Source organism: Pseudomonas sp. NPDC096917, assembly GCF_044762555.1.
Taxonomy (GTDB): domain Bacteria; phylum Pseudomonadota; class Gammaproteobacteria; order Pseudomonadales; family Pseudomonadaceae; genus Aquipseudomonas.
In genome coordinates this window covers 148,447-173,675 of sequence record NZ_JBIWEO010000007.1, presented here as the reverse complement: position 1 = coordinate 173,675, position 25,229 = coordinate 148,447, and the positions used below count along the sequence as shown (strand labels likewise).

Annotated in this window: 24 protein-coding genes and 3 pseudogenes; 14 read left to right on the top strand and 13 right to left on the bottom strand. The window is 54.8% G+C overall.

From position 1 onward, the window contains the following. Positions 1-51: 51 nt before the first annotated feature. Positions 52-1,305 (bottom strand): annotated as a pseudogene (locus tag ACIQYF_RS10560) (IS3 family transposase). Positions 1,306-1,611: 306 nt separating this feature from the next. Between ACIQYF_RS10560 and ACIQYF_RS10555 the strand changes: the two are divergent. Then, entirely contained in the window at positions 1,612-1,929 is a 318-nt protein-coding gene (locus ACIQYF_RS10555; protein WP_402860587.1) for a multiprotein-bridging factor 1 family protein, read from the top strand. Between the two features lie 12 nt (positions 1,930-1,941). Here the strand turns inward: ACIQYF_RS10555 and ACIQYF_RS10550 are convergent, their stop codons facing one another. Then, positions 1,942-2,994, bottom strand: coding sequence for an MBL fold metallo-hydrolase (locus ACIQYF_RS10550; RefSeq protein ID WP_402860584.1), 1,053 nt, complete (start codon positions 2,992-2,994; stop codon positions 1,942-1,944). Positions 2,995-3,234: 240 nt separating this feature from the next. Here ACIQYF_RS10550 and ACIQYF_RS10545 point away from each other — a divergent pair, with 240 nt between their 5' ends. Both ACIQYF_RS10545 and ACIQYF_RS10540 read left to right on the top strand, forming a co-directional pair. Next, positions 3,235-4,308, top strand: coding sequence for a diguanylate cyclase (locus tag ACIQYF_RS10545; protein ID WP_402860581.1), 1,074 nt, complete (start codon positions 3,235-3,237; stop codon positions 4,306-4,308). 25 nt (positions 4,309-4,333) lie between these two features. Continuing rightward, entirely contained in the window at positions 4,334-4,867 is a 534-nt protein-coding gene (locus tag ACIQYF_RS10540; RefSeq protein WP_402860578.1) for a DUF1003 domain-containing protein, read from the top strand. Here ACIQYF_RS10540 and ACIQYF_RS10535 read toward each other — a convergent pair. Next, positions 4,864-5,187: a DUF2025 family protein gene (locus tag ACIQYF_RS10535; protein WP_402860575.1), complete on the bottom strand. Its 324-nt coding sequence runs from the start codon at positions 5,185-5,187 to the stop codon at positions 4,864-4,866. The two genes, ACIQYF_RS10540 and ACIQYF_RS10535, sit on opposite strands and share 4 nt — an antisense overlap. Positions 5,188-5,311: 124 nt before the next feature. Here ACIQYF_RS10535 and ACIQYF_RS10530 point away from each other — a divergent pair, with 124 nt between their 5' ends. The 4 genes from ACIQYF_RS10530 (at position 5,312) to alaC (ending at position 8,894) form a co-directional block, all read left to right on the top strand. After that, on the top strand, positions 5,312-6,442 hold the full coding sequence (locus ACIQYF_RS10530; protein ID WP_402860572.1) for a glycerophosphodiester phosphodiesterase: 1,131 nt from the start codon (positions 5,312-5,314) through the stop codon (positions 6,440-6,442). Positions 6,443-6,538: 96 nt separating this feature from the next. Continuing rightward, positions 6,539-6,844, top strand: coding sequence for a PepSY domain-containing protein (locus tag ACIQYF_RS10525; protein WP_402860570.1), 306 nt, complete (start codon positions 6,539-6,541; stop codon positions 6,842-6,844). 188 nt (positions 6,845-7,032) lie between these two features. Further along, complete coding sequence (locus ACIQYF_RS10520) at positions 7,033-7,536, top strand: GNAT family N-acetyltransferase (protein ID WP_402860568.1); 504 nt, start codon at positions 7,033-7,035, stop codon at positions 7,534-7,536. 149 nt (positions 7,537-7,685) lie between these two features. Then, positions 7,686-8,894, top strand: coding sequence for an alanine transaminase (alaC, locus tag ACIQYF_RS10515; protein ID WP_322234009.1), 1,209 nt, complete (start codon positions 7,686-7,688; stop codon positions 8,892-8,894). Positions 8,895-9,018: 124 nt separating this feature from the next. Here alaC and ACIQYF_RS10510 read toward each other — a convergent pair whose 3' ends face one another. After that, a complete protein-coding gene (locus tag ACIQYF_RS10510) occupies positions 9,019-10,371 on the bottom strand; it encodes a GntP family permease (protein ID WP_402860564.1) in 1,353 nt (450 codons plus the stop codon). An 85-nt stretch (positions 10,372-10,456) separates the two neighbouring features. Further along, positions 10,457-10,990, bottom strand: a complete 534-nt coding sequence (locus ACIQYF_RS10505) for a gluconokinase (RefSeq protein ID WP_402860561.1) — start codon at positions 10,988-10,990, stop codon at positions 10,457-10,459. A gap of 229 nt (positions 10,991-11,219) precedes the next feature. Between ACIQYF_RS10505 and ACIQYF_RS10500 the strand changes: the two genes are divergently transcribed. Then, positions 11,220-12,251 carry a LacI family DNA-binding transcriptional regulator gene (locus tag ACIQYF_RS10500; protein ID WP_402860558.1) on the top strand — a complete coding sequence of 344 codons (1,032 nt, stop codon included), beginning with the start codon at positions 11,220-11,222 and terminating at the stop codon, positions 12,249-12,251. Positions 12,252-12,422: 171 nt separating this feature from the next. Here ACIQYF_RS10500 and ACIQYF_RS10495 read toward each other — a convergent pair. Continuing rightward, positions 12,423-12,851, bottom strand: a pseudogene (locus tag ACIQYF_RS10495) (methyl-accepting chemotaxis protein); the annotation flags it as partial. Between the two features lie 120 nt (positions 12,852-12,971). Then, a pseudogene (locus ACIQYF_RS10490) lies at positions 12,972-13,643 on the bottom strand (PAS domain-containing protein); the annotation flags it as partial. Positions 13,644-14,344: 701 nt separating this feature from the next. On the opposite strand from ACIQYF_RS10490, the gene ACIQYF_RS10485 reads away from it, so the two are divergent. Then, entirely contained in the window at positions 14,345-14,761 is a 417-nt protein-coding gene (locus ACIQYF_RS10485) for a GNAT family N-acetyltransferase (RefSeq protein WP_402860555.1), read from the top strand. Here the strand turns inward: ACIQYF_RS10485 and def are convergent. From def to ACIQYF_RS10470, 3 genes are all read right to left on the bottom strand, one after another. Further along, the gene (gene def, locus ACIQYF_RS10480; protein WP_402860552.1) at positions 14,751-15,290 is read right to left on the bottom strand and encodes a peptide deformylase; all 540 of its coding nucleotides are present in this window, start codon (positions 15,288-15,290) and stop codon (positions 14,751-14,753) included. The genes ACIQYF_RS10485 and def overlap by 11 nt on opposite strands. Positions 15,291-15,292: 2 nt before the next feature. Further along, positions 15,293-16,264 carry a YihY/virulence factor BrkB family protein gene (locus tag ACIQYF_RS10475; RefSeq protein WP_402860549.1) on the bottom strand — a complete coding sequence of 324 codons (972 nt, stop codon included), beginning with the start codon at positions 16,262-16,264 and terminating at the stop codon, positions 15,293-15,295. Between the two features lie 179 nt (positions 16,265-16,443). Continuing rightward, a complete protein-coding gene (locus ACIQYF_RS10470) occupies positions 16,444-16,635 on the bottom strand; it encodes a CsbD family protein (protein WP_402860546.1) in 192 nt (63 codons plus the stop codon). Positions 16,636-16,835: 200 nt separating this feature from the next. Between ACIQYF_RS10470 and ACIQYF_RS10465 the strand changes: the two genes are divergently transcribed. Further along, positions 16,836-17,216 carry a hypothetical protein gene (locus tag ACIQYF_RS10465; RefSeq protein WP_402860792.1) on the top strand — a complete coding sequence of 127 codons (381 nt, stop codon included), beginning with the start codon at positions 16,836-16,838 and terminating at the stop codon, positions 17,214-17,216. Positions 17,217-17,441: 225 nt separating this feature from the next. Here the strand turns inward: ACIQYF_RS10465 and fadD1 are convergent, their stop codons facing one another. Both fadD1 and fadD2 read right to left on the bottom strand, forming a co-directional pair. Then, positions 17,442-19,133, bottom strand: coding sequence for a long-chain-fatty-acid--CoA ligase FadD1 (gene fadD1 / locus ACIQYF_RS10460; RefSeq protein ID WP_402860543.1), 1,692 nt, complete (start codon positions 19,131-19,133; stop codon positions 17,442-17,444). A 346-nt stretch (positions 19,134-19,479) separates the two neighbouring features. Beyond that, positions 19,480-21,168, bottom strand: a complete 1,689-nt coding sequence (gene fadD2, locus ACIQYF_RS10455) for a long-chain-fatty-acid--CoA ligase FadD2 (protein WP_402860540.1) — start codon at positions 21,166-21,168, stop codon at positions 19,480-19,482. A gap of 208 nt (positions 21,169-21,376) precedes the next feature. Between fadD2 and ACIQYF_RS10450 the strand changes: the two genes are divergently transcribed. Both ACIQYF_RS10450 and ACIQYF_RS10445 read left to right on the top strand, forming a co-directional pair. Then, positions 21,377-22,321 (top strand): lysophospholipase, encoded by a 945-nt coding sequence (locus ACIQYF_RS10450; RefSeq protein ID WP_402860537.1) that lies wholly within the window; start codon positions 21,377-21,379, stop codon positions 22,319-22,321. Positions 22,322-22,396: 75 nt separating this feature from the next. Then, entirely contained in the window at positions 22,397-22,867 is a 471-nt protein-coding gene (locus tag ACIQYF_RS10445; protein WP_019410617.1) for a MaoC family dehydratase, read from the top strand. A gap of 55 nt (positions 22,868-22,922) precedes the next feature. Here ACIQYF_RS10445 and ACIQYF_RS10440 read toward each other — a convergent pair whose 3' ends face one another. After that, on the bottom strand, positions 22,923-23,390 hold the full coding sequence (locus ACIQYF_RS10440; RefSeq protein WP_402860533.1) for a PA2169 family four-helix-bundle protein: 468 nt from the start codon (positions 23,388-23,390) through the stop codon (positions 22,923-22,925). A gap of 208 nt (positions 23,391-23,598) precedes the next feature. Here ACIQYF_RS10440 and ACIQYF_RS10435 point away from each other — a divergent pair, with 208 nt between their 5' ends. Next, the gene (locus tag ACIQYF_RS10435) at positions 23,599-23,835 is read left to right on the top strand and encodes a DUF3820 family protein (RefSeq protein WP_150643894.1); all 237 of its coding nucleotides are present in this window, start codon (positions 23,599-23,601) and stop codon (positions 23,833-23,835) included. Positions 23,836-23,847: 12 nt separating this feature from the next. Next, positions 23,848-25,035 carry an aminotransferase class V-fold PLP-dependent enzyme gene (locus ACIQYF_RS10430; RefSeq protein WP_402860529.1) on the top strand — a complete coding sequence of 396 codons (1,188 nt, stop codon included), beginning with the start codon at positions 23,848-23,850 and terminating at the stop codon, positions 25,033-25,035. The last annotated feature ends 194 nt before the right edge of the window (positions 25,036-25,229 follow it).

Below are 25,229 nucleotides of genomic sequence, written 5' to 3'. Positions count from 1 at the left end.
TCTGACTGCTGTTGAAAGGGCTGCCACAAGGCGGCCCTTTTTATTGGGTGTCTAGTCCTGAAATAGGTTTACACCTGTTTCACCCCAACGCCCGATGCATTGCATCGGGCGTTTTGTATTTCAAAGACTGGTGCGGACGCTCGCCGTTGTAGATCGATATCGACTCACTCACCATCTTCTTCGCCTGCGTTAAGTCGTGTGGTCGCTCAAGCAGAAGCTCTGTTTTCAAGATCCCGTTGACCCGCTCTGTCAAAGCATTTTGGTAGCAGTCATAGCCGTCCGTCATCGAACACCGGATGCCGTGTTTCGCGTGCAGTTCCTGGTACATTCCCGAGCAATACTGGCTGCCTCTGTCCGAGTGATGAACCAGCGGCTGCGTGGTTTGACGCTGACTCACGGCTCGACGCAACGCTTGCACTACCGACTCGGTGTGTAGACTTTCATGGACGTGGTAACCCACGATCTTTCGCGAAAAAGCATCCGTCACAAGGCTCAGATAGGCCACACCCTCCCGAGTGGGCAGATAGGTGATGTCAGCAACCCAGACTTGTTCCGGGCCGGTTGGAACAACCTGATCCGGACCCGGCTTGAGTAGGTTTGGATGGCGCCGAAAGCGATGATGGCTGTCGGTCGTCTTGTGATACGCCCGCTTGCGGGCCACCAGTAAACGCCTTTCGCGCAGGATCGAAAACAGCCGATCTCGCCCCACTTGCAGCTCAAGTTGAGGCTGGCAATGCAGCAAGTGGTGCAGCTTTCGGGTACCCAGACGCGGCTGACGCTGACGTTTTTGCTGAACGAAGTCGGCAACTTTCTGATCCAGAACCAGGCGAGTTGCATCGGCGCGATTGCGTTTGTAGTAAGCCTGTCGGCTTATCCCCATGAACTGGCAAGCCCTGCTGATGCTCAGGTTTTGGATTCGTTTTTGCGCGAGGACTTGCCGGGACGCTTTTTTACCACAGAGAGACCGTAGTCATTTTTCAAGACATCCACGACCGCCTCGAAAAACTGGGCTTTCTGATTGGACAGCGCCAACTGTTGTTCAAGCTCTTTGATCCGTTGCTCTGGCGTTAGTGATCGGTTTTTGTCGGGCATAGACCCCATCCTCGGCGAGCCAATGTATGTGCCAGGGCTCCAATCTTGCCGACCATGCTTGCGTAACCACGTCAGAACGGTCGTTTTGCCTTGAATCCCGTAGCGCTCCTGAGCCTCTTTATAGCTCAGCTCACCTTTTTCGACTTGGTCGACGACCGACAATTTAAAGGTCAGCGTGTAGTCTCGCTGACTACGCCTTTTACTTGTCTCCATTACGCCCTCCTGAAAATAGATCAGAAGGTGTAAACCTTATTCAGGACGGGACAGGGCGCACAAAAAGGGGCGACTCACTATCGAAAATTTCGACTGTTGCTTGCCATGCAAAAGGCTTCAACCAAGGCAAGGTTGCTCACTTATGAGCTGCACAAGCACCGACAGAATCCGATGTCGCTTAAGTGAGCCGCAGTGCTGAGCCAAGGGCTGGAACCGATTCAAAAAATGAGTTTGATAGCCTTTGAAAACAACTGTATAAAAACACAGTATATTTTCAAGCACTGACTCAGCCCTGGAGACTCTCCCATGCCCAACTCAGCCATGCGCAGCACCTTAGAACGAATCGTTATCAACCAATTCACCCCGCTGCACTGTGCACAAGCCCGTGAAATGCTCGGCTGGAACTTCGAACATCTGAGTGAGCGGTCCAAGGTCTCGGTTGCGGCCATTCAACGCTTTGAAGCCGGCGAGCCGGTGCGCGATGTCACGCGGCTCGCGCTGGCTTACTGCCTGGAAGCCGAAGGCCTGGTGTTCTTTCCCGGCTTTGCACCGGGCCGGGGCGGCAATATTCGGGGCACCACTCCCGACCCGATAGGCCGGGAAGACTTCACCCTCATCGAGTAACAATGCCACGCCTCAGAGGCGAACCTGTTTGCCTGGCACCGCATCAGCGGCTTGCACCTCGAGCCACCAGGCGCGCCCCTTGTGGGGCTCCAACAGGTTGAACGCCTCGCCCATTGCTGGCGTTGAAAGGAGCACATTGCGCTCGTTTGCCAACGCCACAATGCGGTCAAACGGTTCGTGCCAGGCGTGAAAGGCCAAATCAAAAGTACCGTTGTGAATCGGCAGCAACCAGCGGCCTCTCAGGTCGATGTGAGCCTGCAAGCTGTGCTCGGGCTGCATGTGCACGTCTGGCCAGTCAACGTTGTAGGCACCCGTTTCCATAAGGGTCAGGTCGAAGGGGCCAAACTGCTCGCCGATTAATTTAAACCCGTCGAAGTAACCTGAGTCGCCACTGAAGAAAATTCGTACGTCATCGATGATGATCACCCACGACACCCACAGGGTCTTGTTGTGATCAAACACACCACGACCTGAGAAGTGCTGGCAGGGCGTGGCGATAAAACGAATACCTTCGCGCTGAGTTTCTTGCCACCAATCCAGTTGCTGGATTTTTTGCGCGGGAACGCCCCACTTGATCAGCAAATCACCGACGCCCAGCGGGGCCAAAAAGTGCTGCGTTTTGGCTGCCAGTTGCAGCACTGTTTTTTGATCAAGGTGATCGTAGTGGTTATGCGAAAGGATCACGCCTTCGAGCGGCGGCAGTTCATCCAGGCTAATCGGCGGCGCATGAAAACGCTTGGGCCCCGCCCACTTGAAGGGTGATGCACGCTCGGCATACACCGGGTCTGTGAGCCAGAACTTGCCTTTGAGTTTGAGCAACAGGGTTGAGTGCCCCAGGCGAAACACGCTTAAATCCGGGGTGTTCTCCAAAACCTCACGGGTCAGGGATTTAACGGGAATCGAAGCCGCAGGTCGGGTATCCGCGGGTTTGTGAAAAAACATTTTCCAAAAAATGCCCAAGGTTTTCCCCAGGCTCACTGCCGGCCTGACACCGTGATTTCGAAACCGCCCTTGATACTGCTCGGCAGGTTTTAGCCTGTTCGCTTCAGATGGCTCGATTGGCATGCTGCAAAGACTCCCCGGCGCAAAACGTGATTATTACGCCTGTTTTTTGAACGATAGAAGGCCAATCGTCATTTTCTATCGTCAAAAACGCCTGCAGGATGCTATTCCTTTAACATTCCTTGTAGGTTACTGAATATTGCTGGCGTAATAATCGACGATGCCCACCCGTGAAAACGATAAAACATCGTGCCCACTGGCGGCGGCTGCCCCCCCAAGCCTCAACACTTTACGTAGATAACTATGGATGCTCAGAGAGGCAAAGGTTTGTCATTCGCCCGGCGCATTTACGCGCCTAGAATATTTGGCTTGATGCTGGGCTGCGTCAGTGTGATGGCGGGACTCGCCCCACTGAACATGCCTACCTGGGTCTGGGTGCTATTACTGACCAATGGCCTGATCTGGGCGCATCTGGCATTTCAGCTGTCCTCACACTCGGTTTATCCCTATCGCGCCGAGCGCAACAACCTGTTGATGGACTCTTTATTTGGAGGTTTTTGGGTCGCAACCATCCAATTCAATCCGCTCCCGACAGTGACCCTCTTGTCGATGCTAATGATGAACAACGTCTCGATCGGCGGACCCAAAATGCTGGTGCGAGGGGCTGTCGCGCAAGGGCTGGGGATAATCCTGTCATGGCTGCTGTTTGGCGTGGCCTTTACCCCTGACACCACCCCCATACAAGTCTATGCCTGCCTGCCCATGTTGACGCTCTATCCGTTTGCAATAGGAATGGTCAGTTATCGCATGGCTACCAAACTGGCAGAACACAAGCGTACGCTGAGCGCCCTCAGCCGCACCGACAGCCTGACCGGCCTGCTCAATCACGGGTCATGGAAAGACTTGCTGCAACTCAGCTTTCAACATGCCCAAGAGACACATTCAGAGGCCACACTGGCACTGATTGATATCGACCACTTCAAGCACATCAATGATAACTATGGGCACATTGTCGGTGACAGTGTGTTGCGACAGCTCAGCCTGGCGCTCAAGGAAAACCTCAGAGCAGAAGACTTGGCCGGCCGTTATGGCGGGGACGAATTTTGCGTTATTTTGCCGAACCGCTCGCTGGCTCAGGCACAAGAAATCATGGAACGGCTGCGCAACGTGTGCAGTCACTACCATTACCCCGATGAACCTGATCTGCAAGTGAACCTGAGCATTGGCCTGGCGTCTTGGCGCCCCGAGTTCACGGACGCTTCCATGTGGCTGAACGAGGCCGATAAGGCGCTGTACATCGCCAAGAACACCGGCCGTGACAAAATCAGCATTGCGGCTGGCGATCTGCTTGCCAACACATTCCAGAGCAAACCCTGACACGTGAAGCGAGAATGAGCTCCCAATGAGTACAGACGGCAAAGATCCGACATCCGCCCCACAAAAAGTTGATCACTTACGCTTTCACCGTGCACACGCGCACCTGGACTCAACCTTTGGCAGCGACACGTTCGCGTTGAAAGCCGAAGCCTTCGCGCGCTTTTTTGGCACCCCCACGTTTCTGGGCGCACAAACCCTCATCGTGGTGATCTGGGTCTGCTTGAACCTGTTTGGCGTCACACACTTTGATATTTACCCGTTTATCCTTCTAAACCTGGCCTTCAGCCTGCAATCGGCTTACGCCGCGCCCCTGATTCTGCTCGCTCAAACCCGCCAGGCCGAACGCGACAAAGCCCAAGCCGACGCAGATGCCCAGCACCGCGAAGCACTGGCCGTGACCAACAGCGAACGGCAAATTGCGGCGGCTCAAACCGCTGAACAAATCAGGGTACTGCTGGAACAAAATACTCGGCTAACTGAAATGACCAAGACGTTAACCGAGCGTATCGAAAGCCTGACCTCAGAAATGCATCAGCACCTTGTGCCCAACAAGCCTTAACTCAGGCAGCGGCGCACCGCCTTAATCTCGGGCACGTCCTGACGCTGCACGTACACCCGCAAGGGCTCAGTGATGTTCAGGCAATCATCGATATGTTGATCCAGCAACAACTGAATCAACTCGCGCTTGAGGGTCATTGTGTCTGCAGCGCCTGCCTGCCAGACGAACTCGCTGGTGGGCGTGATGGTGTCGTGCGCAACATCCATTGCGAAAGAGTCTTCACTAAAACGAACAATGTGTTGTTCTGTCTTACGATTGAAACCAACAAAACCGTTAAGTAGATCAGCGGCCTGGCAGATTAACTGCGAAGTGATGCGCATGGTAAACCTCATTGACGACTGGGGACGATGGTTTACACGCAAGGTTGGAGGTTGATCCCTCTGCCGGGGACGCTGCTGACCCCAAGGGTACTGCACAACTTTTCTAATACCAAGGACCTCACACATGCCTGATTTCGCCAAAAGCGCACCCCTGCTGAGCCTGCTACTCACAATGAGCTGCACCCACGCCGCCAGCGCGCCTGAGACGAATCCTGCAGTGTTGGCTGACATGCATGGCATTGCACACCCGGCAGTGATTGCCCATCGCGGGGCGTCTTTCGATGCACCAGAGTCAACCGCCGCGTCCTACGAGCTAGCTCGCGACCTGGGTGCCGACTATCTGGAAATGGACCTGCAGCGCAGTAAAGACGGTGTTCTGTTTGCACTGCATGACAACAGCTTGTTGCGCACCACTGACGTCGCCAAAAAATTCCCGGAACGCAAAGACAGCCCGGCCAGCGCCTTCACCCTGGCAGAACTCAAAACCCTGGATGCCGGTAGCTGGTTCAATCAGGCCTACCCGGATCGCGCCCGCCCCGCTTACGTCGGTTTGCCCATCATGACGCTGGACGAAATCATTGATATCGCCCAGGGCAACCCACAGCACAAGCCGGGTCTGTACATCGAAACCAAAGAGCCCGGACAATTTCCCGGCATTGAACATGACCTCAAAAACAAACTGGGCGAACGCGGCTGGCTGACTCCCGTGGCGCCAGCCTCTGCAGGCGCGGCGCTACAACCCGGCGAGGGCAAAGGTCGAGTGATCTTGCAGACCTTCGAGAAAAACAGCCTGAAGCTGCTGCAAAAAGAAATGCCCGACACACCTAAGATCTTGCTTCTATGGGTCGGAGCAGGCGCTATTGCACCGGACTCCAACGTCAGCTTCGCCGACTCGGGCGAGAAGGACAAAGCCGCTTACTACGCCAAATTACACCCCAAGGACAACGCCGAGTTCTTTCAATGGCTCAACTTCGCCAAGGCCAACGGCGCCATCGGCACAGGCCCGTCAGCCGCCTTGACCCACGGCGGCGACCAGAGCTACTTCGACCTGATCCAACCCTGGATGAACAAGGCCACTCATGAAAAGGGCATGCTCGTTCACGCTTACACCCTCGACGAGCCCGTGGACTTCAAGAAAGCAATGGATGCTGGCGTAGACGGCATTTTCACTAACCGCACCAGCGAACTGCTCAAGTTCTACCAGCGCCCGGCCGCTCAAAACGTGAATCAACTGCTGGAGAAAAACGGCTATTAATCCCACTTCAAAAACAAGAGCCGGAAATTAAGGGTGAGTTAAGTTGCGATGGTTAACCTGATCCCACTTAAACAACTCACCCCAGAGGGATTAAACATGAAAGCACTTAACGTAATGTTCGCCGCCGCCGCACTCACCTTGACTGCTGGTTTAGCGCAGGCCGATGTTCGCCCGGACCATATTCCAGGGTTGCTTAAATCAGGCGAAATCACCTCGTTTGAAAAATTGAATCAAACGGCAATCGACAAACATCCTGGCGCCACCATCGTCGACACCGAACTTGATCACGCTTTCGGCAAACTGGTCTATGAAGTTGAAATGAAGGATGCCAAGGGTATTAAGTGGGAAGTCAGCCTAGACGCAAAAACTGCCGAAGTATTGGAAAACAAACAAGACACCTGAGTCAGGTTAAAGCACTCGAACGCCGCGCCCTGAATGTCAGAGGCGCGGCTTTTTTATGGACACCTTGCCTCACAAATTTCGTACACCCTTGCACTGGCTCGCTAGAATCACAGGGCCAGTGCTCGTCACCGCCTTGGTCCGCGACCAGACCTTCACCTTGCCCCTTTCTCTGAGCCCCGAGACCTAGCATGCACACCCGCCTCTGCGTTTATGAAGACCTGACTTGCGAGCAACGCACGCTATTACGCAGCATTGAGGTCCAGCCACAGCAGATCGCTTTTTGCGGAGACATCGAATCAGCCCTGCATTCGCTGCCGGCCCAGCCTCATACCGGGATAAAAGGCTTCGTGCTGCTGCGCGACGAACAGCCCGTGGCTTTCATGATTCTTAAGCGCCAAGCACTTTTGGCTCACTGGGCCGAACCTGACAGCGCCACCCTGCACGCCTTTCAAGTCGACAGACGCGTCCAGGGTCAAGGGCTGGGTAAAGTCTGCATGCACGAGTTATCACAGGCCATGAACCCGCTATGGCCTGACGTTCGTCAATTGATGTTGTCGGTGAGCCCTCTTAACACCCATGCCCTGGCCTTTTATCTCAGCCAGGGCTGGGTCGAATGCGGCGAGGCCTATCGCGGCGAACGGCGCCTGGCCTTCACGCTCCCGCCTGTGGCGCAGGTTCTGCACGCGGTTTGAGGGGGCGCCAGACTTCCAGCAATCTTTCACCGGTTTGTGACGTGTAATCCTAGACAAAGGGCCATCATCGCCCTTATTGTTTCGCCCAGACCACCGCAGTGGTCAACGTCGCTCGGACGGTTCCGGGCGCTTACGTATCTGAGGCTTATATGGCTGACCAAGGTTCGCCGCGCCGCTTTGCGCGCATAGATCGACTCCCCCCCTACGTTTTCAACATCACGGCTGAGCTGAAGATGGCCGCCCGACGTCGTGGCGAAGACATCATCGACTTCAGCATGGGCAACCCTGACGGCCCGACTCCGCCGCATATCGTTGAAAAACTCTGCACCGTCGCACAGCGTGAGGACACTCACGGCTATTCGACTTCGCGTGGCATTCCACGTCTGCGCAGGGCTATTTCTCGTTGGTACGCCGACCGCTATAACGTTGAGATCGACCCGGAACACGAAGCCATCGTGACCATTGGCTCCAAAGAAGGCCTGGCGCACTTGATGCTCGCCACCCTCGATCAAGGCGACACCGTTTTGGTGCCGAACCCCAGCTACCCGATTCATATCTACGGCGCAGTGATTGCCGGCGCCCAGGTGCGTTCGGTGCCATTGATTCCGGGGGTGGATTTTTTTGCCGAGCTGGAAAAAGCCATTCGCGGCTCAATCCCCAAACCGAAAATGATGATTCTGGGCTTTCCGTCCAACCCGACTGCGCAATGTGTCGAGCTGGACTTCTTCGAACGCGTCGTCGCGCTGGCCAAGCAATATGACGTGCTGGTGGTCCACGACCTGGCCTATGCCGACATCGTGTATGACGGCTGGAAAGCACCTTCGATCATGCAGGTTCCTGGCGCCAAAGACATCGCCGTCGAGTTCTTCACCCTGTCTAAAAGCTACAACATGGCAGGTTGGCGAATTGGTTTTATGGTCGGCAACCCGGAGTTGGTGAACGCGCTGGCCCGGATCAAGAGCTACCACGACTACGGCACATTCACCCCGCTGCAAGTAGCGGCAATTGCGGCCCTTGAAGGCGATCAGCAGTGCGTAAAAGACATTGCCGAGCAGTACCGTCAACGTCGTAACGTATTGGTCAAAGGCCTGCACGAACTGGGCTGGATGGTTGAGAATCCGAAAGCGTCGATGTATGTCTGGGCCAAAATCCCCGAAGCGTATGCCCATATGGGCTCGCTGGAGTTTGCCAAGAAGCTGCTATCAGATGCCAAGGTCTGTGTCTCACCCGGCGTAGGCTTTGGTGAGTATGGTGACGACCATGTGCGTTTTGCCCTGATTGAAAACCAGGACCGTATCCGTCAGGCCTTGCGCGGTATTCGCGCCATGTTCCGGGCAGATGGCTTGAGCGCCAGCTGAATGTGAGAAAAACCAAAACCTGTAGCCCTTGGGCAGGCTGCGATGGGTTGATTAGCGACCTTCAAAGCAAAGGTCCTTCGGCCCTTATCGCAGCCTTCTGCAGCGGCTACAGGATGTTGCTGGCTTAAACCACCAACGACAGCAGCAGGATGAAGATCAGGCCTACAACCGACAGGATGGTTTCCATCGCGGTCCAGGTCTTGAAGGTTTCAGCCACAGTCATGTTGAAGTATTGCTTCACCAGCCAGAAACCCGCATCGTTCACGTGTGACAAGATCAACGAGCCCGCGCCCGTCGCCAGTACCAACAGCTCGCGGTTCACACCCGGAATCAAATCCACCACCGGCAACACAATCCCCGCCCCGGTAATGGTCGCCACGGTCGCAGAACCCGTTGCGATACGAATCACCGCCGCCACCAGCCACGCCAGCAAGATAGGCGAGATTTGCGCATTTACGGCCATGTGCCCGATTACATCGCCCACACCGCTGGCGACCAGCATTTGCTTGAAGCCACCGCCCGCACCAATGATCAAAATGATCGCGGCAGTCGGCGCCAGGCTCGCATCGAGCAGCTTGAGAATGCGCTTGGAATCAATCCCCTGACGCGCACCAAAGGTGTAGAGCGACAGCAACAGTGCCAGCAACAGTGCACTGATCGGGTGGCCGATCATGTCCATCCACACGCGCAAGAAGTTGCCATCCGGCAACGCCACGTCGGCAAAGGTCTTGAGCAACATCAGGAACACCGGCAACAGCACCGTGATCAGCGTGATGCTGAAGCTTGGCAGGCTGCTGGACTCAGGCTCGCTGGCCAGTTGATCCATAAGCTCCTGAGACGGGTTGCCCGGGATGTACTTGGAGATGAAGGTCCCGTAAACCGGGCCTGCAATGATCGCTGTCGGTAACGCTACGATCAGGCCATACAGAATGGTTTTGCCAATATCGGCACCAAACACGCCAATCGCCAGCAATGGACCAGGGTGCGGCGGGACCAAGCCGTGCACGGCAGACAGGCCGGCGAGCAACGGAATACCGATTTTGATCAACGACACGCCAGTGCGACGGGCAACGATAAACACCAACGGGATCAGCAACACAAAGCCGATCTCGAAGAACAGCGGAATGCCAACTAAAAACGCGGCAAACATCATGGCCCACTGGACCCGCTCCTTACCAAAGGCACGAATCAGCGTACGGGCAATCTGGTCGGCGCCCCCCGAGTCAGCCATCATTTTGCCGAGCATGGTGCCCAACGCCAAAATGATCCCGACAAAGCCCAGCACACCACCAAAACCGTCCTGGAACGATTTGATGATCAGACCCGCGGGCATGCCGGCAGTCAGCCCCAGAAAGGCAGAGGCAATAATCAACGCGATAAACGGATGCAGCTTGAACCGGGTGATCAATACGATCAGCCCGATAATTGTCACGACTGCATCAAGCAGCAGAAACGTGTTGTTGGACATGCCTAGCATGGGGCGTCTCCTGCCTTGTTTTTGTTCTCAAATACGAATGTGCAGCCTTGGCTGAAACGGACAGCGCTATCTTTTTGAAAAAAAATCATGAGGTGGCCAGCAAAGAGTGTTCACGCCACCAATCACGGGCTTTGACCGCCAACTGGTCAATATCCAGCTCTGCCGCGTTCAGTGTCAGCACTAAAGGTTCCTGGCTCGGCGACTCAAGGGCGTCGAACTGGCTGTCAATCAGCGTCTTGGGCATAAAGTGCCCCGGACGATGAGCCACTCGGTCAGCAGCCACTTGCGGCGTCAGTTCCAAAAACACGAAACCCAGGCCATCAACAGCACCACGCAAACGCTCGCGATAACGCAGTTTTAGCGCCGAACAGGTCAAGACCGGGCGCTGGCCGCGAGCAACCGCCGCGCGCAATGCATCGCACAAGCTGTCTAGCCAGCCAGCACGGTCTTCGTCAGTCAGGGGAATACCGGCGCTCATTTTTTCAATGTTGGCCGCAGGGTGAAACGCATCGCCTTCAATCGGGGTCGCACCATTAAGCTGGCACAACGCCTGGCTCACGCTGGACTTGCCGCAGCCGGCAACCCCCATGATGACCAGGGCGGTGATAGGTTGACTCATGAAACACCTCAGTCCGTAGACAGCGCTGTCTTTGTCATTGCGTTCAATACTTGAAAGCAAAGCACAAAGACCAGGCTACCGACGTCTATTTCTCGTTTTTATGGGGAGACGCCGTGACGCTCTCGACATACAAAGATATTGAATAGTCCTACAGACAATCAGGCAATTGCCGACAGACAAGGACAGCGCTACCTTAGTGACTTGTTTTTTGTTTGGCAAGCCACCCCCGATGACCTCTTCTAAAAACGATAAAAACCCCCGCACCACGGGTCGCCCCACACTCAATGAGGTGGCACGCCTTGCCGGCGTCAGCCCGATTACCGCCTCGCGTGCCCTGCGCGGTATCAGCAGCGTAGCCACGGAACTGTCAGAAAAGGTGCGCTTGGCAGCCGATGAGCTGAACTACGTGGTCAACCCGGCCGCTCGGGCGCTGGCTTCGGCGCAAAGCCACTCGGTGGTGGTGCTGGTCCCGTCATTATCCAACCTGCTGTTTATCGACACCCTCGAAGCGATACACGATGTGTTGCGCCCGAAAGGCTTTGAAGTGCTGATCGGCAACTATCACTACTCTCGCGATGAAGAAGAGAACCTGCTGCGCAACTACATGGCTTACCAGCCGCGTGGCCTGTTGCTGACAGGCTTTGACCGCTCGGAAAGCTCACGTCGCATGATTGAAGCGAGCAATACGCCCTGCGTGTACATGATGGAGCTGGATGCAGGCGCCGGCCTGAACTGCGTCGGATTCTCGCAATTAAAAGCGGGCGAAACCGCTGCCCGGCATTTGATCTCACGCGGGCGCCGCCAATTGGCCTACATCGGCGCTCAGCTCGATCAACGCACCCTCTTGCGCGGCGAAGGTTACCGCCGCGCCCTGCAGGAAGCTGATTTGTACAACCCCGACCTTGAAGTGCTGACGCCACGACCGTCATCGGTGGGCCTGGGCGGTGAACTGTTCTTGCAGTTACTGGCCAGCCACCCGCAGGTGGATGCGATCTTTTTTGGTAACGATGACCTTGCCCACGGAGCCTTGCTAGAAGCCGCCCGTATCGGGATCAAAATTCCGGAGCAAATTTCCATTCTGGGCTTCAACGACCTGCCCTCCTCCGAGTTCATGGTGCCGCGCCTCAGCAGCATTCGGACTCCCCGAGAAGCCATTGGCCGTCGCGCCGCTGAACAAATGCTCACCCTGATGGCCGGAAACAAGGTGCAACAGCCGGTGCAAGACATGGGCTTTGAGTTGATGTTGCGTGAAAGCACCTAAGGTGGCCGCTGAGCGGCAATCGTTGTCCGCCCGCCCCCGACTGCAGTCTGCATGCTGGCTTGCAGCCTGTTAAAACCGGGCTGCGCTTTTCTGATCTTGAACCTCAAAAGATCACAGCCTGCGGCAGTTCCAACGCAGGGTAATCCCTCATAAAGACACAGGGTTTTAAGGCTAGTTTATTTGCAGCGTCGAGTTGAACTGGCTGATGGCGTCGACCACGTGTTTGGAGCCTTGCTGGATTTCCAGAATCGCTTCACCCGCTTCGTTGGCCAACGAAACCCCCAGCCCGGTTCGGCTCAAACTGGATTGCATGCTGGTCACCGCGCTCAGCGATAGGTCATGGTTTTTGCGCACCACCTCGACAATCTCCACGGTCGCCGCACTGGTGCGCGCCGCCAGACTTCGGACTTCGTCTGCCACCACCGCAAAACCTCGTCCATGCTCACCCGCTCGGGCCGCTTCAATGGCCGCATTGAGCGCCAGCAGGTTGGTTTGATCGGCGATGCCGCGAATGGTCTGCACAATTTTGCCGATGATGTCGGATTGCTTGCTCACCGCGTCGATACTTTGCGCAGCCTCGTTGAGATCTTTGGAAATGGCCTCGATGGTTTGCACTGTTTGTTGAACCACCTGCGAACCTTTCTGCGCGCACGCGTCGTTTTGGACTGACGTGGCGTGGGCTGACTCGGCAGCCGTTTGCAGATTAGTGACTTGCGCCGTGATGTCGCTGGCGAACTTCACCACTTTGTACAGACGCCCCTTGGCGTCGAATATCGGGTTGTAGGAGGCTTCCAGGAATACCGTATGGCCATATTTATCGACCCGCTCAAAGCGTCGGGAATGGTATACACCACGATTGAGGGAGGCCCAAAAGGCTTTGTACTCGGCTGATTCAGACTCACTGCGCCGGCAAAACATGCTGTGGTGCTGCCCCACAATTTCTGCCAATGAGTAATGCAGGGTGTCGAGAAAGTTCTGGTTGGCATGGATGACCCGGCCATCGGGTGAAAATTCGATCATGGCCATGGAGCGACTCAGGGCATTCACGATGCTCTGATTCTCATGTTCCTTATTGATCCTGTCGGTAATGTCGGCAGCCACTTTGATCACGCTGGTTACCTGACGGTTTGCATCGGTAATCGGCATGTAACTGGCTTCGAGCCAGATCTCGCGCCCCGCTTTGTCCAGTCGTAAAAAAGTCCCGCTTAGAGGGACGCCATTCGCCAGGCTTTTCCAGAACTGGGCATATTCGATTCCACGCTGGTAGGCGTCTTCACAAAAAAGGCGGTGATGCTTGCCGCGAATCTCGTCAGCGCTGTAGCCCATCACTCGGCAAAAGTTATCGTTGGCGTCAAGAATGATGCCTTCGGGGCTGAATTCGATTATCGCCATTGAACGGCTGACGGCCATTAATTTGGCCTTCAAATCATCCAAAGAGCAGCTAAGGCGTTGGTTCTCAAGCAAGTCGGCTTTGCGATGTAAATTAAACATGACTCAACCCCTGAAGATGCTGCTTATTGGTGAATCGATGATTTCAAGGCTCACGAAACCACTCGCGATTTAACCGCTTACTGTTCGCGTGGCACTCATTCAGGGGGAAGTCATTGTGCATTAAGCCCCTTGTGCTTAAAGCATAGACAGACAACAACAGGGTGCAAGCCAATTGCCAGCAAGCCGCGACGAAACGCTCACAACAAGAAGTTACGCCAAAGGGATGATGCGTAAGCAATAGAAGCACAAGCCCGGGAGTTGGGCTTGTGCAGGATCAATCAATGGCCAAATAATCCGGCTTCGGATTTTTTGGTTTTTTTGTCAGCGCGTTTTTCATCGGCTGTTTTGGCAGGTTTTTTCTTAGCCGCTTTCTTTGAATCCATACCTTTGGCCATTGCGTGCGCTCCACTGTTCAGGGATGTGACCACAGGTATAACACTGATGGCAGCCTAACTATGATTTAAAACCAGTTATTCAAATATGAATGAGGCTTTACCCATTTTAATTGCGAATAAATATGCTCTACCCCATTCAACAACGTGCCCAAATTACCCGGTGTACGTGTATATACTGCGCATCCGTTATCAAAGCCTGTGGACTTCATGACCCCCCTTGTTTACGCCCCGCTCGAAGCGCCGCTGTGGCCACTCATGAACAAGTTTTATCGCACTCACCAGTCGTCGATGAAGGCGAGTAAAGACGCGCAATTGTGGGTAGCTCGCCAGGAAGAGATTGTCGCCGGCTTGTGTTTGCGTGCCACAGCCCACGGTCACTGGTTGACCGGGTTATTTGTCGCACCCGCGATGCGCGGGCGTGGGATAGCCGCTGCATTGGTGGATGCTGCGGCCGCGTCTTGTGAGGGACCGGTCTGGCTATTCTGCAACCCTGAGCTGCAAGGGTTCTATGAACGGCTGGGGTTCAGCCTGGATACCGACTTGCCCCAGGTATTGCATGAGCGCCTGGTGCGCTATCAGCGCAACAAGGCGATGATAGCGATGGGCCTGAAACCTACTCTTTAGTGCCTGGCTCAAGTTCCGGAAACAGCACTTCGATAAAACCGAACTTGTTGAAATCCTTGATCCGGGACGGATACAAACGACCGATTAGGTGATCGCATTCATGCTGCACCACCCGCGCATGAAAACCCTCGGCCACGCGTACGATCGGCTCACCTTTGGGAGTGAAACCTTCGTAACGGATCTTCTGAAAACGCTCAACGGTCCCGCGCAGCCCCGGCACTGACAAGCAGCCTTCCCAGTCCTCTTCGACCGCGGGACTCAACGCAGTGATCAGCGGGTTAATGAGGATGGTTTGCGGCACGGCCTCTGCATCCGGATAACGCTCGCTGTGCTCGAAGCCGAAGATGACCAATTGCAGGTCCACCCCGATTTGCGGAGCTGCCAGGCCCACACCACCGGCGTGTTCCATGGTCTGCAGCATGTCATCGATCAATTGCCAGAGTTCTGGCGTATCAAACATCTCATTGGGTACTGGCTGAGCAACCCGCAGCAGGCGCTCATCGCCCATTTTCAAAATTTCACGAATCATGATCAGGCTTCATCGCAATTAGGTTTAAGGGAGTGGTCACGCCCCAGGCCGGACACATGTTGTTTGGCCTCGGCATCATCGGACTCACCGTGTTCTTCATGCTCATCGAATGTTTTTTCACCCGAGTCCTTGCCTTCAGATGACATGTGTTCAATCACAGCGTTCATTTCAGCGCCCAGCAACAGCACGGCTGCCGAAATATAGAAGTACAGCAACAGCACAATAATTGCGCCGATGCTGCCATACATGGCGTTGTAATCGGCAAATGTTTTGACATAAAAAGCAAAACCCAGCGAGGCCATAATCCAGACCACTACGGCCAGCACCGAGCCTGGCGTAATAAAGCGAAACTTCTGCTCGACATCGGGCATTACGTAGTAGATGACGGCTACGGCTATCATCAGCAACAAGATGATCACCGGCCAGCGCAGAATGGTCCACAGCGTGACCACAAACTCTTCAAGGCCCACCTGGCCCGCCAGCCAGCTCATCACTTGCGGGCCGAGCACCATCAGCGCAGCGGCAGCCAGAAGCATGCCAGCCAGACCAATGGTGTAGAAAATCGACAGTGGAAAACGCTTCCAGGCCGGACGTCCTTCAACCACGTCATAGGCCGCATTCATCGCGCTCATCATCAGACGCACACTGGCCGAGGCAGTCCACAACGCGATCACGATACCGACCGAGAGCAACCCGCCCTTGGACTGCTGCAATTGGTCGATCACCGGATTGACTTGCTCCAGCGCCTGAGGCGGCAGCACCAGTTCCGATTGCAAACGCAGCCAGGAGAAGAAATCGGGTAAATGCAAAAAGCCGATCAGGGCAATTAGAAACAGGATGAACGGAAACAGCGAGAAGAGCATTTGATAGGCCAGCGCAGAGGCATAGGTCGACATTTCATCGTCGATAAACTCTTTGACTGTGCGAACTAATACTTTGCCTAACGGCAGGCCCTTCAAGACCGGAAAAAACATAGCGTCTCCTTTCGCCGCTTAAACATTGGGTTCAACACGCCCTCCTACGAGTCAAGGCAAGGGGGGTTTTACCTCAAAAGTAGTCTAGCTGGCGACTCTGGAAACATTTAATAACCGCCAAATCTGTAAAAACGGCCACCCAAAAGGTGACCGTTATGGCGCTGTGACAAGTGAACCCATCAAGCTTTGTCGATGGTTTTCTTCACCGCATCTTTGGCCTTGCCGACGGCCTGCTGCCCTTCGCCTTTGAGTTCCTGAGCCTTGCCCTCTGCGCGCAGTTTGTCATTGTCGGTGGCCTTGCCAATCGTTTGTTTGACATTACCGACTGCTTCGTTCGCTTTGCCTTTGATCTTATCGCCAGTGCTGCTCATGGGATTTCTCCTGATGAAATTTCGGATGTCATTACCTCGACATAAGGGTTGACCCATTCTCATCGCGTAGAGTTTCATTTATTTTCTGGGGCTCATTTCGACGTTCGGCGCAGGTTGAGCTTTATGTTTGCCCGCTAACCCCCGAGAATGCGCAACGTATTCAGGCCATGGCGCTGAAGATCCGCAATTGTAGGAAGGTTATGAAACTCGATAAAAAGCAGGCCATTGCCCGCAGAAACCAGGAACTTGGCGGCGCAGTGCTTGGCGTCAACAACTGCCATTTCGCCACACTGAACACCAACAAGAACATTTGGTGGTTCGATATTCCGCTGGCTCGTCTGGCCATCGGTCAATACGAATGGGTGCACCTGCTGCTGCACACCCCGAGCACCGATGAGTTGCTGCATTTGAAGATCACCACGGCTTTCCTGCGTGAAAAACGCGAGGGCATGGTGGTGCGCGCGACGCACAAACGTACGCCGACCATGAGCCTTGAGCTGAGCGCGGACAAGGACTCCTTCCTGCAGGACGTACGTCCGACAGGGACCGGCGTCAATTTTGCGCAGTTTTTGCAGAAGTAAATGACGCTGGTCTAAAGACCGATTTGCCCATCAGCGGTAACACGTAAATCTTGTGGCGATTACGGATCAGTGGGTGCCGGGCTTGCCCGCAATGCAGGCTATGCGGTTTGTCTGTTAAATCGCGCAGATACCCTCGCGAGCAAGCTCGCCCCTACAGACAAACGTGTGATCCCTGCAAAAACGACGAAGCCCCGCAATGCGGGGCTTCGTCGTGTCTGGGCACGGTTACTTTTTTAGGCCCAGTTTTTTCAATTCTTCATCACGTAATTCACGGCGCAAGATTTTGCCTACGTTAGTTGTCGGCAGGCTCTCACGGAACTCGATAATCTTCGGCGCTTTATAGGCGGTCAGATTGGCGCGCATGTGGGCCATGACCTGTTCTTTGGTCAGGGTCATCCCCGGCTTGACCACGATGTATACCTTGATCACTTCACCGGTCTTTTCATCGGGAATGCCGATAGCTGCGGATTGCAGCACGCCCGGCAACGAGGCCATCACATCTTCAAGTTCGTTCGGATACACATTGAAGCCCGACACCAGGATCATGTCTTTTTTACGGTCGACAATGCGCATGTAGCCATCAGGCTGGATGATCGCAATATCACCGGACTTCAACCAACCTTCGCTGTCCATGATTTCGGCCGTTGCATCAGGACGCTGCCAATAACCTTTCATGACTTGCGGGCCTTTGATACACAGCTCACCGACTTCACCCAATGGCAGTTCTTCGCCCGCATCGTTGATTACTTTGCATAAGGTCGAAGGCATTGGAATGCCGATGGTGCCGATCTGGATGTTCTGAATCGGGTTTACCGATGCCACCGGGCTGGTTTCAGTCATGCCGTAACCTTCGCAAATCGGGCATCCGGTCACGGTTTTCCAGCGTTCAGCCACCGACAGCTGCAATGCCATGCCGCCCGACAATGTGACCTTCAGGGACGAGAAATCGAGCTTGCGGAATGCATCGCTGTTGCACAGCGCCACAAACAGGGTGTTGAGCCCGACAAAGCCGGTGAACTTCCACTTCGACAGTTCTTTGACCATCGCCGGCAAATCGCGCGGATTGCTGATCAGGATGTTGTGGTTGCCCAGCAACATCATCGCCATGCAATGAAAGGTAAATGCGTAGATGTGGTACAGCGGCAATGGGGTAATCAGGATTTCACACCCTTCATTGAGGTTGGAACCCATCAACGCCTTGCACTGCAACATGTTGGCAATCAGGTTGCGATGGGTCAGCATCGCGCCTTTGGCCACACCCGTGGTGCCGCCCGTGTATTGAAGTACAGCAACATCATTGCTGGCCGGGTTGGCCTCATTGACCGGCTGGCCATGGCCCTTGCTCAGTGCGTCGTTGAACTTGATGGCTTTAGGCAAGTGGTACGCCGGGACCATTTTCTTCACGTACTTAATGACACTGTTGATCAGCAGGCGTTTGAAGGGCGACAGCAGGTCAGCCACTTCGGTGACGATCACATGCTTGACTGAGGTCTGGGGCACGACCTTTTCGGCCAGATGCGCCATGTTCGCCAGGCATACCAGCGCCTTGGCGCCGGAGTCATTAAATTGGTGTTCCATTTCCCGCGCGGTGTAAAGCGGGTTGGTGTTAACCACAATCAAGCCGGCGCGGATGGCTCCGAACACAGCGATGGGGTATTGCAGCACATTGGGCAACTGAACAGCGATACGGTCGCCGGGCTGCAGGTCGGTGTGTTGCTGCAACCAGGCCGCAAATGCGCCTGACAGCTCGTAGAGCTCACCGTAAGTGATGGTTTTGCCGAGGTTACTGAAGGCCGGTTTGTCGGCGAAACGTTGGCAAGATTGGCGCAATACCGTCTGAATATTTGGGTATTCGTCAGCATTGATTTCAGCAGCAATCCCAGCTGGGTACTTATCCTTCCAAAAGTCTTCAATCATGGAAGCCCACTCCTCAGCGCGAATTCTTCACCGCATTTGATGCGGTTATTATTTGTTTGATTTTTGTAATGGATAATTCTGGCTTTTACTTACCGAGAAGTCACAAAGCGCGCCGAGAGTAGCAGCTTTGCCAGAGGTCGCCTAGAGCCAAAAACAGGCCTCGGCGTCACCTTTCTGACTGTCCTACAATCCTAAGTCACCATTAGAGCTTAAACTCTATTACAGTCAAAACCTCTCTAAACGGGGGTTTACAGCGAGCATTGAGAACATTTTCGACTGTTTTATTGATCAATAAAAACGCCCACCTGCCAAAAGCACGCGGGCGTTTGTCGCCTGGCTGAACGAATCAGACGGTATCTCGTAACTCACGGCGCAATATCTTGCCAACCGGAGTCATGGGTAACGAATCACGCACAACGATCTGTTTGGGTACTTTGTAGCCTGTGAAATTGTCTTTGCAGAACGCTTTAAGCTCTTCGACGCTCACTCCGTCTGCGCGAGGCACAACGAACAGCTTGACCGCCTCGCCTGTCCGTTCGTCAGGCACACCGATGACCGCACAGTTCGCCACCTTGGGGTGAGCCATCACAATGTCTTCGATTTCATTGGGGTACACGTTAAAACCCGAGACGATAATCAGGTCTTTTTTGCGATCAACAATGCGCACAAAACCATCAGGATCAATCACTGCAATATCGCCCGTCTTGAACCACCCCTCGGCATCCAGTACTTCGGCCGTCGCTTGCGGGTTTTTCCAGTAGCCTTTCATCACTTGCGGGCCTTTGACGCAGAGTTCTCCGCGCTCGCCCAGCCCCAGTTCAATCCCGTCATCGTTGATGACTTTCATGATTGAGCCCGGCACCGGCATGCCCACTGTGCCCAACCGGGCTTGAATACCGTATGGGTTGGTACTGGCCACCGGCGAAGTTTCGGTCAAACCGTAGCCTTCAACGATGCGGCAACCGGTGAGTTTTTCCCAACGCTCTGCGGTGGCCTTGACCAGCGCCGTACCGCCCGAGTTAGTGAGTTTGAAGTGAGAAAAGTCCAGGGTCTTGAAATCGGGATGGTCCATGAGCGCTACAAACAAGGTGTTGAGGCCCAATAGTGCGGTAAATCGCCAGTTCTTCAGCTCCTTGATAAAACCTTTGATGTCGCGCGGGTTGGTGATCAAGACGTTGTGATTGCCGGTCACCATCATGCACAGGCAATTGGCTGTGAAAGCATAGATGTGGTAAAGCGGCAGGGGCGCAATCATCACTTCCTGGCCCTCTTTGAGCAGCGGCAAGCCATCTGCCGCGAGCTGTGAGAGGCAACCTCGAATCTGCTGCATGTTGGCGACCAGATTGCCGTGGGTCAGCATCGCGCCTTTTGGCAAGCCGGTGGTACCCCCGGTGTATTGCAGGACAGCGATGTCATCGAGCCTCACTTGCAAAGGCCGGATGGCGTGCCCGGCACCCCGCTGCAATACGCTTTTAAAGGGAATGGCCTGTGGCAGGCGGTATGAAGGCACGAGCTTTTTAACCTTGTCGACCACCAGGTTAGTGATCCAGCCTTTTGCGGCGGGCATCAGGTCGCCCATTTTCGCTTCAATCAGATAGTCGATCGCTGTGTCTTCGACCACTTCCTGCACGCGCTTGCCAAACATGTTTAGGTATACCAGCGCACGAATTCCCGCACTCTTGAACTGGTGGCGCATCTCGCGCGAGGTGTACAGCGGGTTGGTATTGACCACCACCAGCCCTGCACGCAGCGCCCCGAATACAGCGATCGGGTATTGAAGAACGTTGGGCATTTGTACGGCGATGCGATCACCGGGCTTGAGGTCGGTGTGCTGTTGCAGGTAACCGGCAAATGCCGCGCTGTGCCGCTCAAGCTCGGCATAGGTAAGGGTGACCCCCAGGTTACTGAAAGCAGGACGATCTGCGAACTTCTTGCAGGAGCGTTCAAAGACATCAACCACCGACGTAAAGGCCGTCATGTCAATGTCCAACGGGACGCCTGCGGGGCGTTTGTCATTCCAGAAATCAGGTTGCATTGTTTTTATCCTCTTACCTGAGCATGTCTGACTGCATGTGTGATGCAGTAAAAGCACAGCATCCGGACGTTAACAGTTATCAAGTAGTAGGCAAATAAGGCGATCTTCGCCATTTACATCTTGAATCTTATTACTGCTATTTAGCTTGGGGACTGGCTACCCTACGAATGCGCTATACACTGCTACGACACTGTGCAAAGGAATTGTCATGACCCATGAAACCTTTTGGCTGGAGGCGAATGACCGGACGGGTCTTTTCGTTAACCAGTGGCTACCTGAGGGTAAGCCCAAGGCCATTATCCTGGTGGCGCATGGCATGGCAGAGCACAGTGGTCGATACGCCCGCCTGGGCCAGGCCTTGTGCGAGGCTGGTTTTGGGGTGTATGCCCACGACCAGCGCGGCCACGGCAAAACCGCCGAACGCGGGACGCTGGGGTATTACGCTGATGAAGATGGTTGGTGCGCGGTGGTCAGCGATGTGGCGAGCCTTAATCAGCACATCTGCCAGGCACACCCAGACATACCGGTCTTTCTGCTCGGCCACAGCATGGGCAGCTACATCGCTCAAGCCTATCTGCTGCACCACAGCGCCAGCCTGCAGGGCGCCATTCTCAGTGCCTCGAACTGCCAGCCGGTTGCCTTGTACCGCAGCGCCAGCCTGATCGCGCGCTTCGAGCGCTGGCGTCAGGGCCCTAAAGGTCGCAGTGCATTGATCGAGTGGCTATCGTTTGGCTCGTTTAATAAAGCCTTCAAACCCAATCGAACACGTTATGACTGGCTCAGCCGCGACCCGGCCGAGGTCGATGCTTATGCCAACGACCCTTTATGTGGCTTTCGTTGCACCAATCAGTTGTGGATCGACCTGCTCGGCGGCTTGCAGCAAATCAGCAAAGCGTCCAATCTCGCTCAGATTGATTCGGCGCTGCCCGTGCTGATCATCGGTGGCGCCTGTGACCCGGTCAGTGAAGGCAAGCGTCTGGTAGATCTGGACAACGCGTTACGTAAAGCAGGCATTCAACACCTGCAACTTAATCTTTACCCGCAAGCGCGGCATGAGCTGTTCAATGAAACCAACCGCGACGCAGTTACTGGCGACCTAATCGCTTGGCTGAATCAGGCGCTGGGCTATTCGCGCCCGCCCCGAAGCGAATAACCGAACCCCCATTTTAGAAAAAGAATTTAAAATCAAATTCTTGAAACCAAACACTCGTCACAGGACATGCGCTAGATGACTCAGGTTACCAACACTCCGTACGAAGCCCTCGAAGTCGGCCAGACTGCCAGCTACAGCAAAACCGTCGAAGAGCGCGATATTCAGCTTTTTGCGGCTATGTCTGGCGACCACAACCCGGTGCACCTCGACCCGGAATTCGCTGCGGCCACTATGTTCAAAGAGCGCATTGCCCACGGCATGTTCAGCGGTGCATTGATCAGCGCTGCCGTGGCTTGCGAGCTGCCCGGACCGGGCACTATTTATGTCGGCCAGCAAATGAGCTTTCAAAAACCGGTAAAAATCGGTGACACGCTGACCGTGCGCCTGGAAATTCTGGAAAAGCTGCCAAAGTTTCGCGTGCGCATTGCCACCCGCGTGTTTAACCAGCGCGATGAAATCGTGGTCGACGGTGAAGCGGAGATCATCGCCCCCCGCAAGCAGCAAACGGTGACTCTGCCTGTGTTGCCCGCCATCAGCATTGGCTGATCGCACCCCATAAAAAAACGCCGGCGAGCCGGCGTTTTTTGTTCGCTTTGAACGTTTAAGAACGAGCGCGAGCTTCGTTACGCAACGCTTTTACCTGATCATGATTGCGCTGCACGCCATGGTACTGACGCTCAACCAAATCACGGATACCGACCAGGTTGTGCTTGGCGATTTTTTCCAGTGCTTCTTTATAAGCCTTCAGCGCATGGTCTTCACCGCGCTCGGCTTCGTTCAGCACGGCCTCTTCACCCTTGCCGGTGAAAATCGACTTCACGTCCAACCAACGGCGGTGCAGGTCACCAGCCACACTGGTGCTGGTCTCTGGATCACCGCCCAATTTACGGACTTCTGCCTGCAGTTCTGCAGCGGCAGTGGCGCATTCAGCCGAACGTTTTGCAAACAGCGCTTTAAGCTCTGGATGTTTAATATCTTCGGCACAGGCTTTGAAACCTTCCTGACCATCTTTGCTGGTTTCGATCAGATCGTTCAGGACAGAGATGGCTTCTTTATTAAGATCAGTCATTTTTCAATTCCTTGCTGAGTTGAGGATCGTGCAAGAGAGGTTGCAGTCCTCGTGCCAGCTTTTCGGATATTAAAAAAACCTTATTAATCAATAATTTATTAAATTACAAAGAATCTGTATCCGGTTTATTTGCATGATCTGTCAATTGGCCTGCATGCAAAATGCCTGTATTTTTCATCCTGTTGCTGCACGTACTGAAGGCCGTTGAATGAACCCCGAAAAACTTGAGCTGTTGGTGACCCGCGAAATGCCATTCGGCAAATACAAAGGCCGAATCATCGCTGACTTGCCTGGCCAGTACTTGAACTGGTTTGCCCGTCAAGGCTTTCCACACGGTGAATTGGGCGGTTTGCTGGCCCTGATGCAAGAGATCGATCATAACGGTCTGTCGGACCTTCTCGACCCGCTGCGCGCCAAACACGGAAAACCCAAACCTCGCCATTGATAGAGTTGCTTTATGCCAAAGAACGCAGAGAACGCTCGCGACGAACACTTTTGGCATGCCATCGCCCAGCGCTACAACGTAGCACCAGGGCCGGTCAATCTGGAGAATGGCTACTTCGGGCGCATGACCCACACGGTGGCACAGGACTACCAGCGCAATATCGACTTGATTAACCGCAGCAACTCAGTGCATGTCCGCCAAATCTTCGATGAAACCCAAAGCATCGAGATCCGCAATCAGTTGGCCGAGCTGCTGGGGGTTGAGCACACGAGCATCGCCCTCACCCACTGCGCATCGGATGCTCTGCAATCGGTGATTCGCAACTACAACGGCTTACAGCCCGGCGATCAGTTGCTGATCTGTGATCTGGACTATCACAGCGTCGAATACGCCATGCGTTGGGTGGCGCAACAACGCGGGCTTGAGATTATTCAAATCACCCACACGCACCCTGCTACGTATGAAAGCCTGATCGCCAGCTACCGCGAGGCGTTCGAACGTTATCCGCGTATCAAGCTGATGGCGCTGACCCATGTGACGCACCGCACCGGACTCGTGATGCCCGTTCAAGCGATTGCCGAGCTGGCCAAGGCACACGGGGTGGATCTGGTTCTTGATGGCGCACATGCCTTGGGCCAGATCGATTTTGATCTGCGGGCACTGGGCGTGCCGTTTGCCGGTTTCAACCTGCACAAATGGATTGGCTCGCCGCTGACGCTGGGCTTTATGTACATCGACCCCCGGCGTCTGACAGACATTGACCCGGACATGGGCAGCGAACGTTACCCCGAACCGGATATTCGCACCCGCTCCCCCTACGGCACCGCCAACATCCCGGCCTGGCTGACCTTGCCCAAGGTGTTACAGGAACACCGTGAGCTGGGCGGTTCAAAGGCTAAAGGCGATCGACTGCGCTACCTGCGCGAGTTATGGGTGAGCGAAGCGCGCCAATTGCCGGGAATTGAAGTGCTCACACCTGAGGACCCGCGCCTGAACTGCGGCATTACCTCGATGCGCTTTACCCATGTCGACGATCAGCAGCCGATGGTCGAGCGCTTGCTCAAGGACTACAACCTGTTCACTGTCGCGCGCAATGGCTCGGCGTGCGGCAGTTGCATCCGAATTACCGTCGGATTTGCAACCACGCTGGAAGATATTCAGCGGCTGGTCAGGGCATTGCGAGAATTGTCGCAAGGCTGAAAGCGCCCTCACGATGAGGAGGCTTTTGATTGGGATCCATAGGCGGCCAGCGTGGTTTACGGGGGCGCCTAAGCTCAAAAAACAGATCACACGCTTGTTGGCGACCACTCTGGCGCAGGTGGCGATCTAAAACCCCAGGCAAAAAAAAGGTGCGCCGACCAAGCGCACCAAAAACCGTAGAACACACAACACAG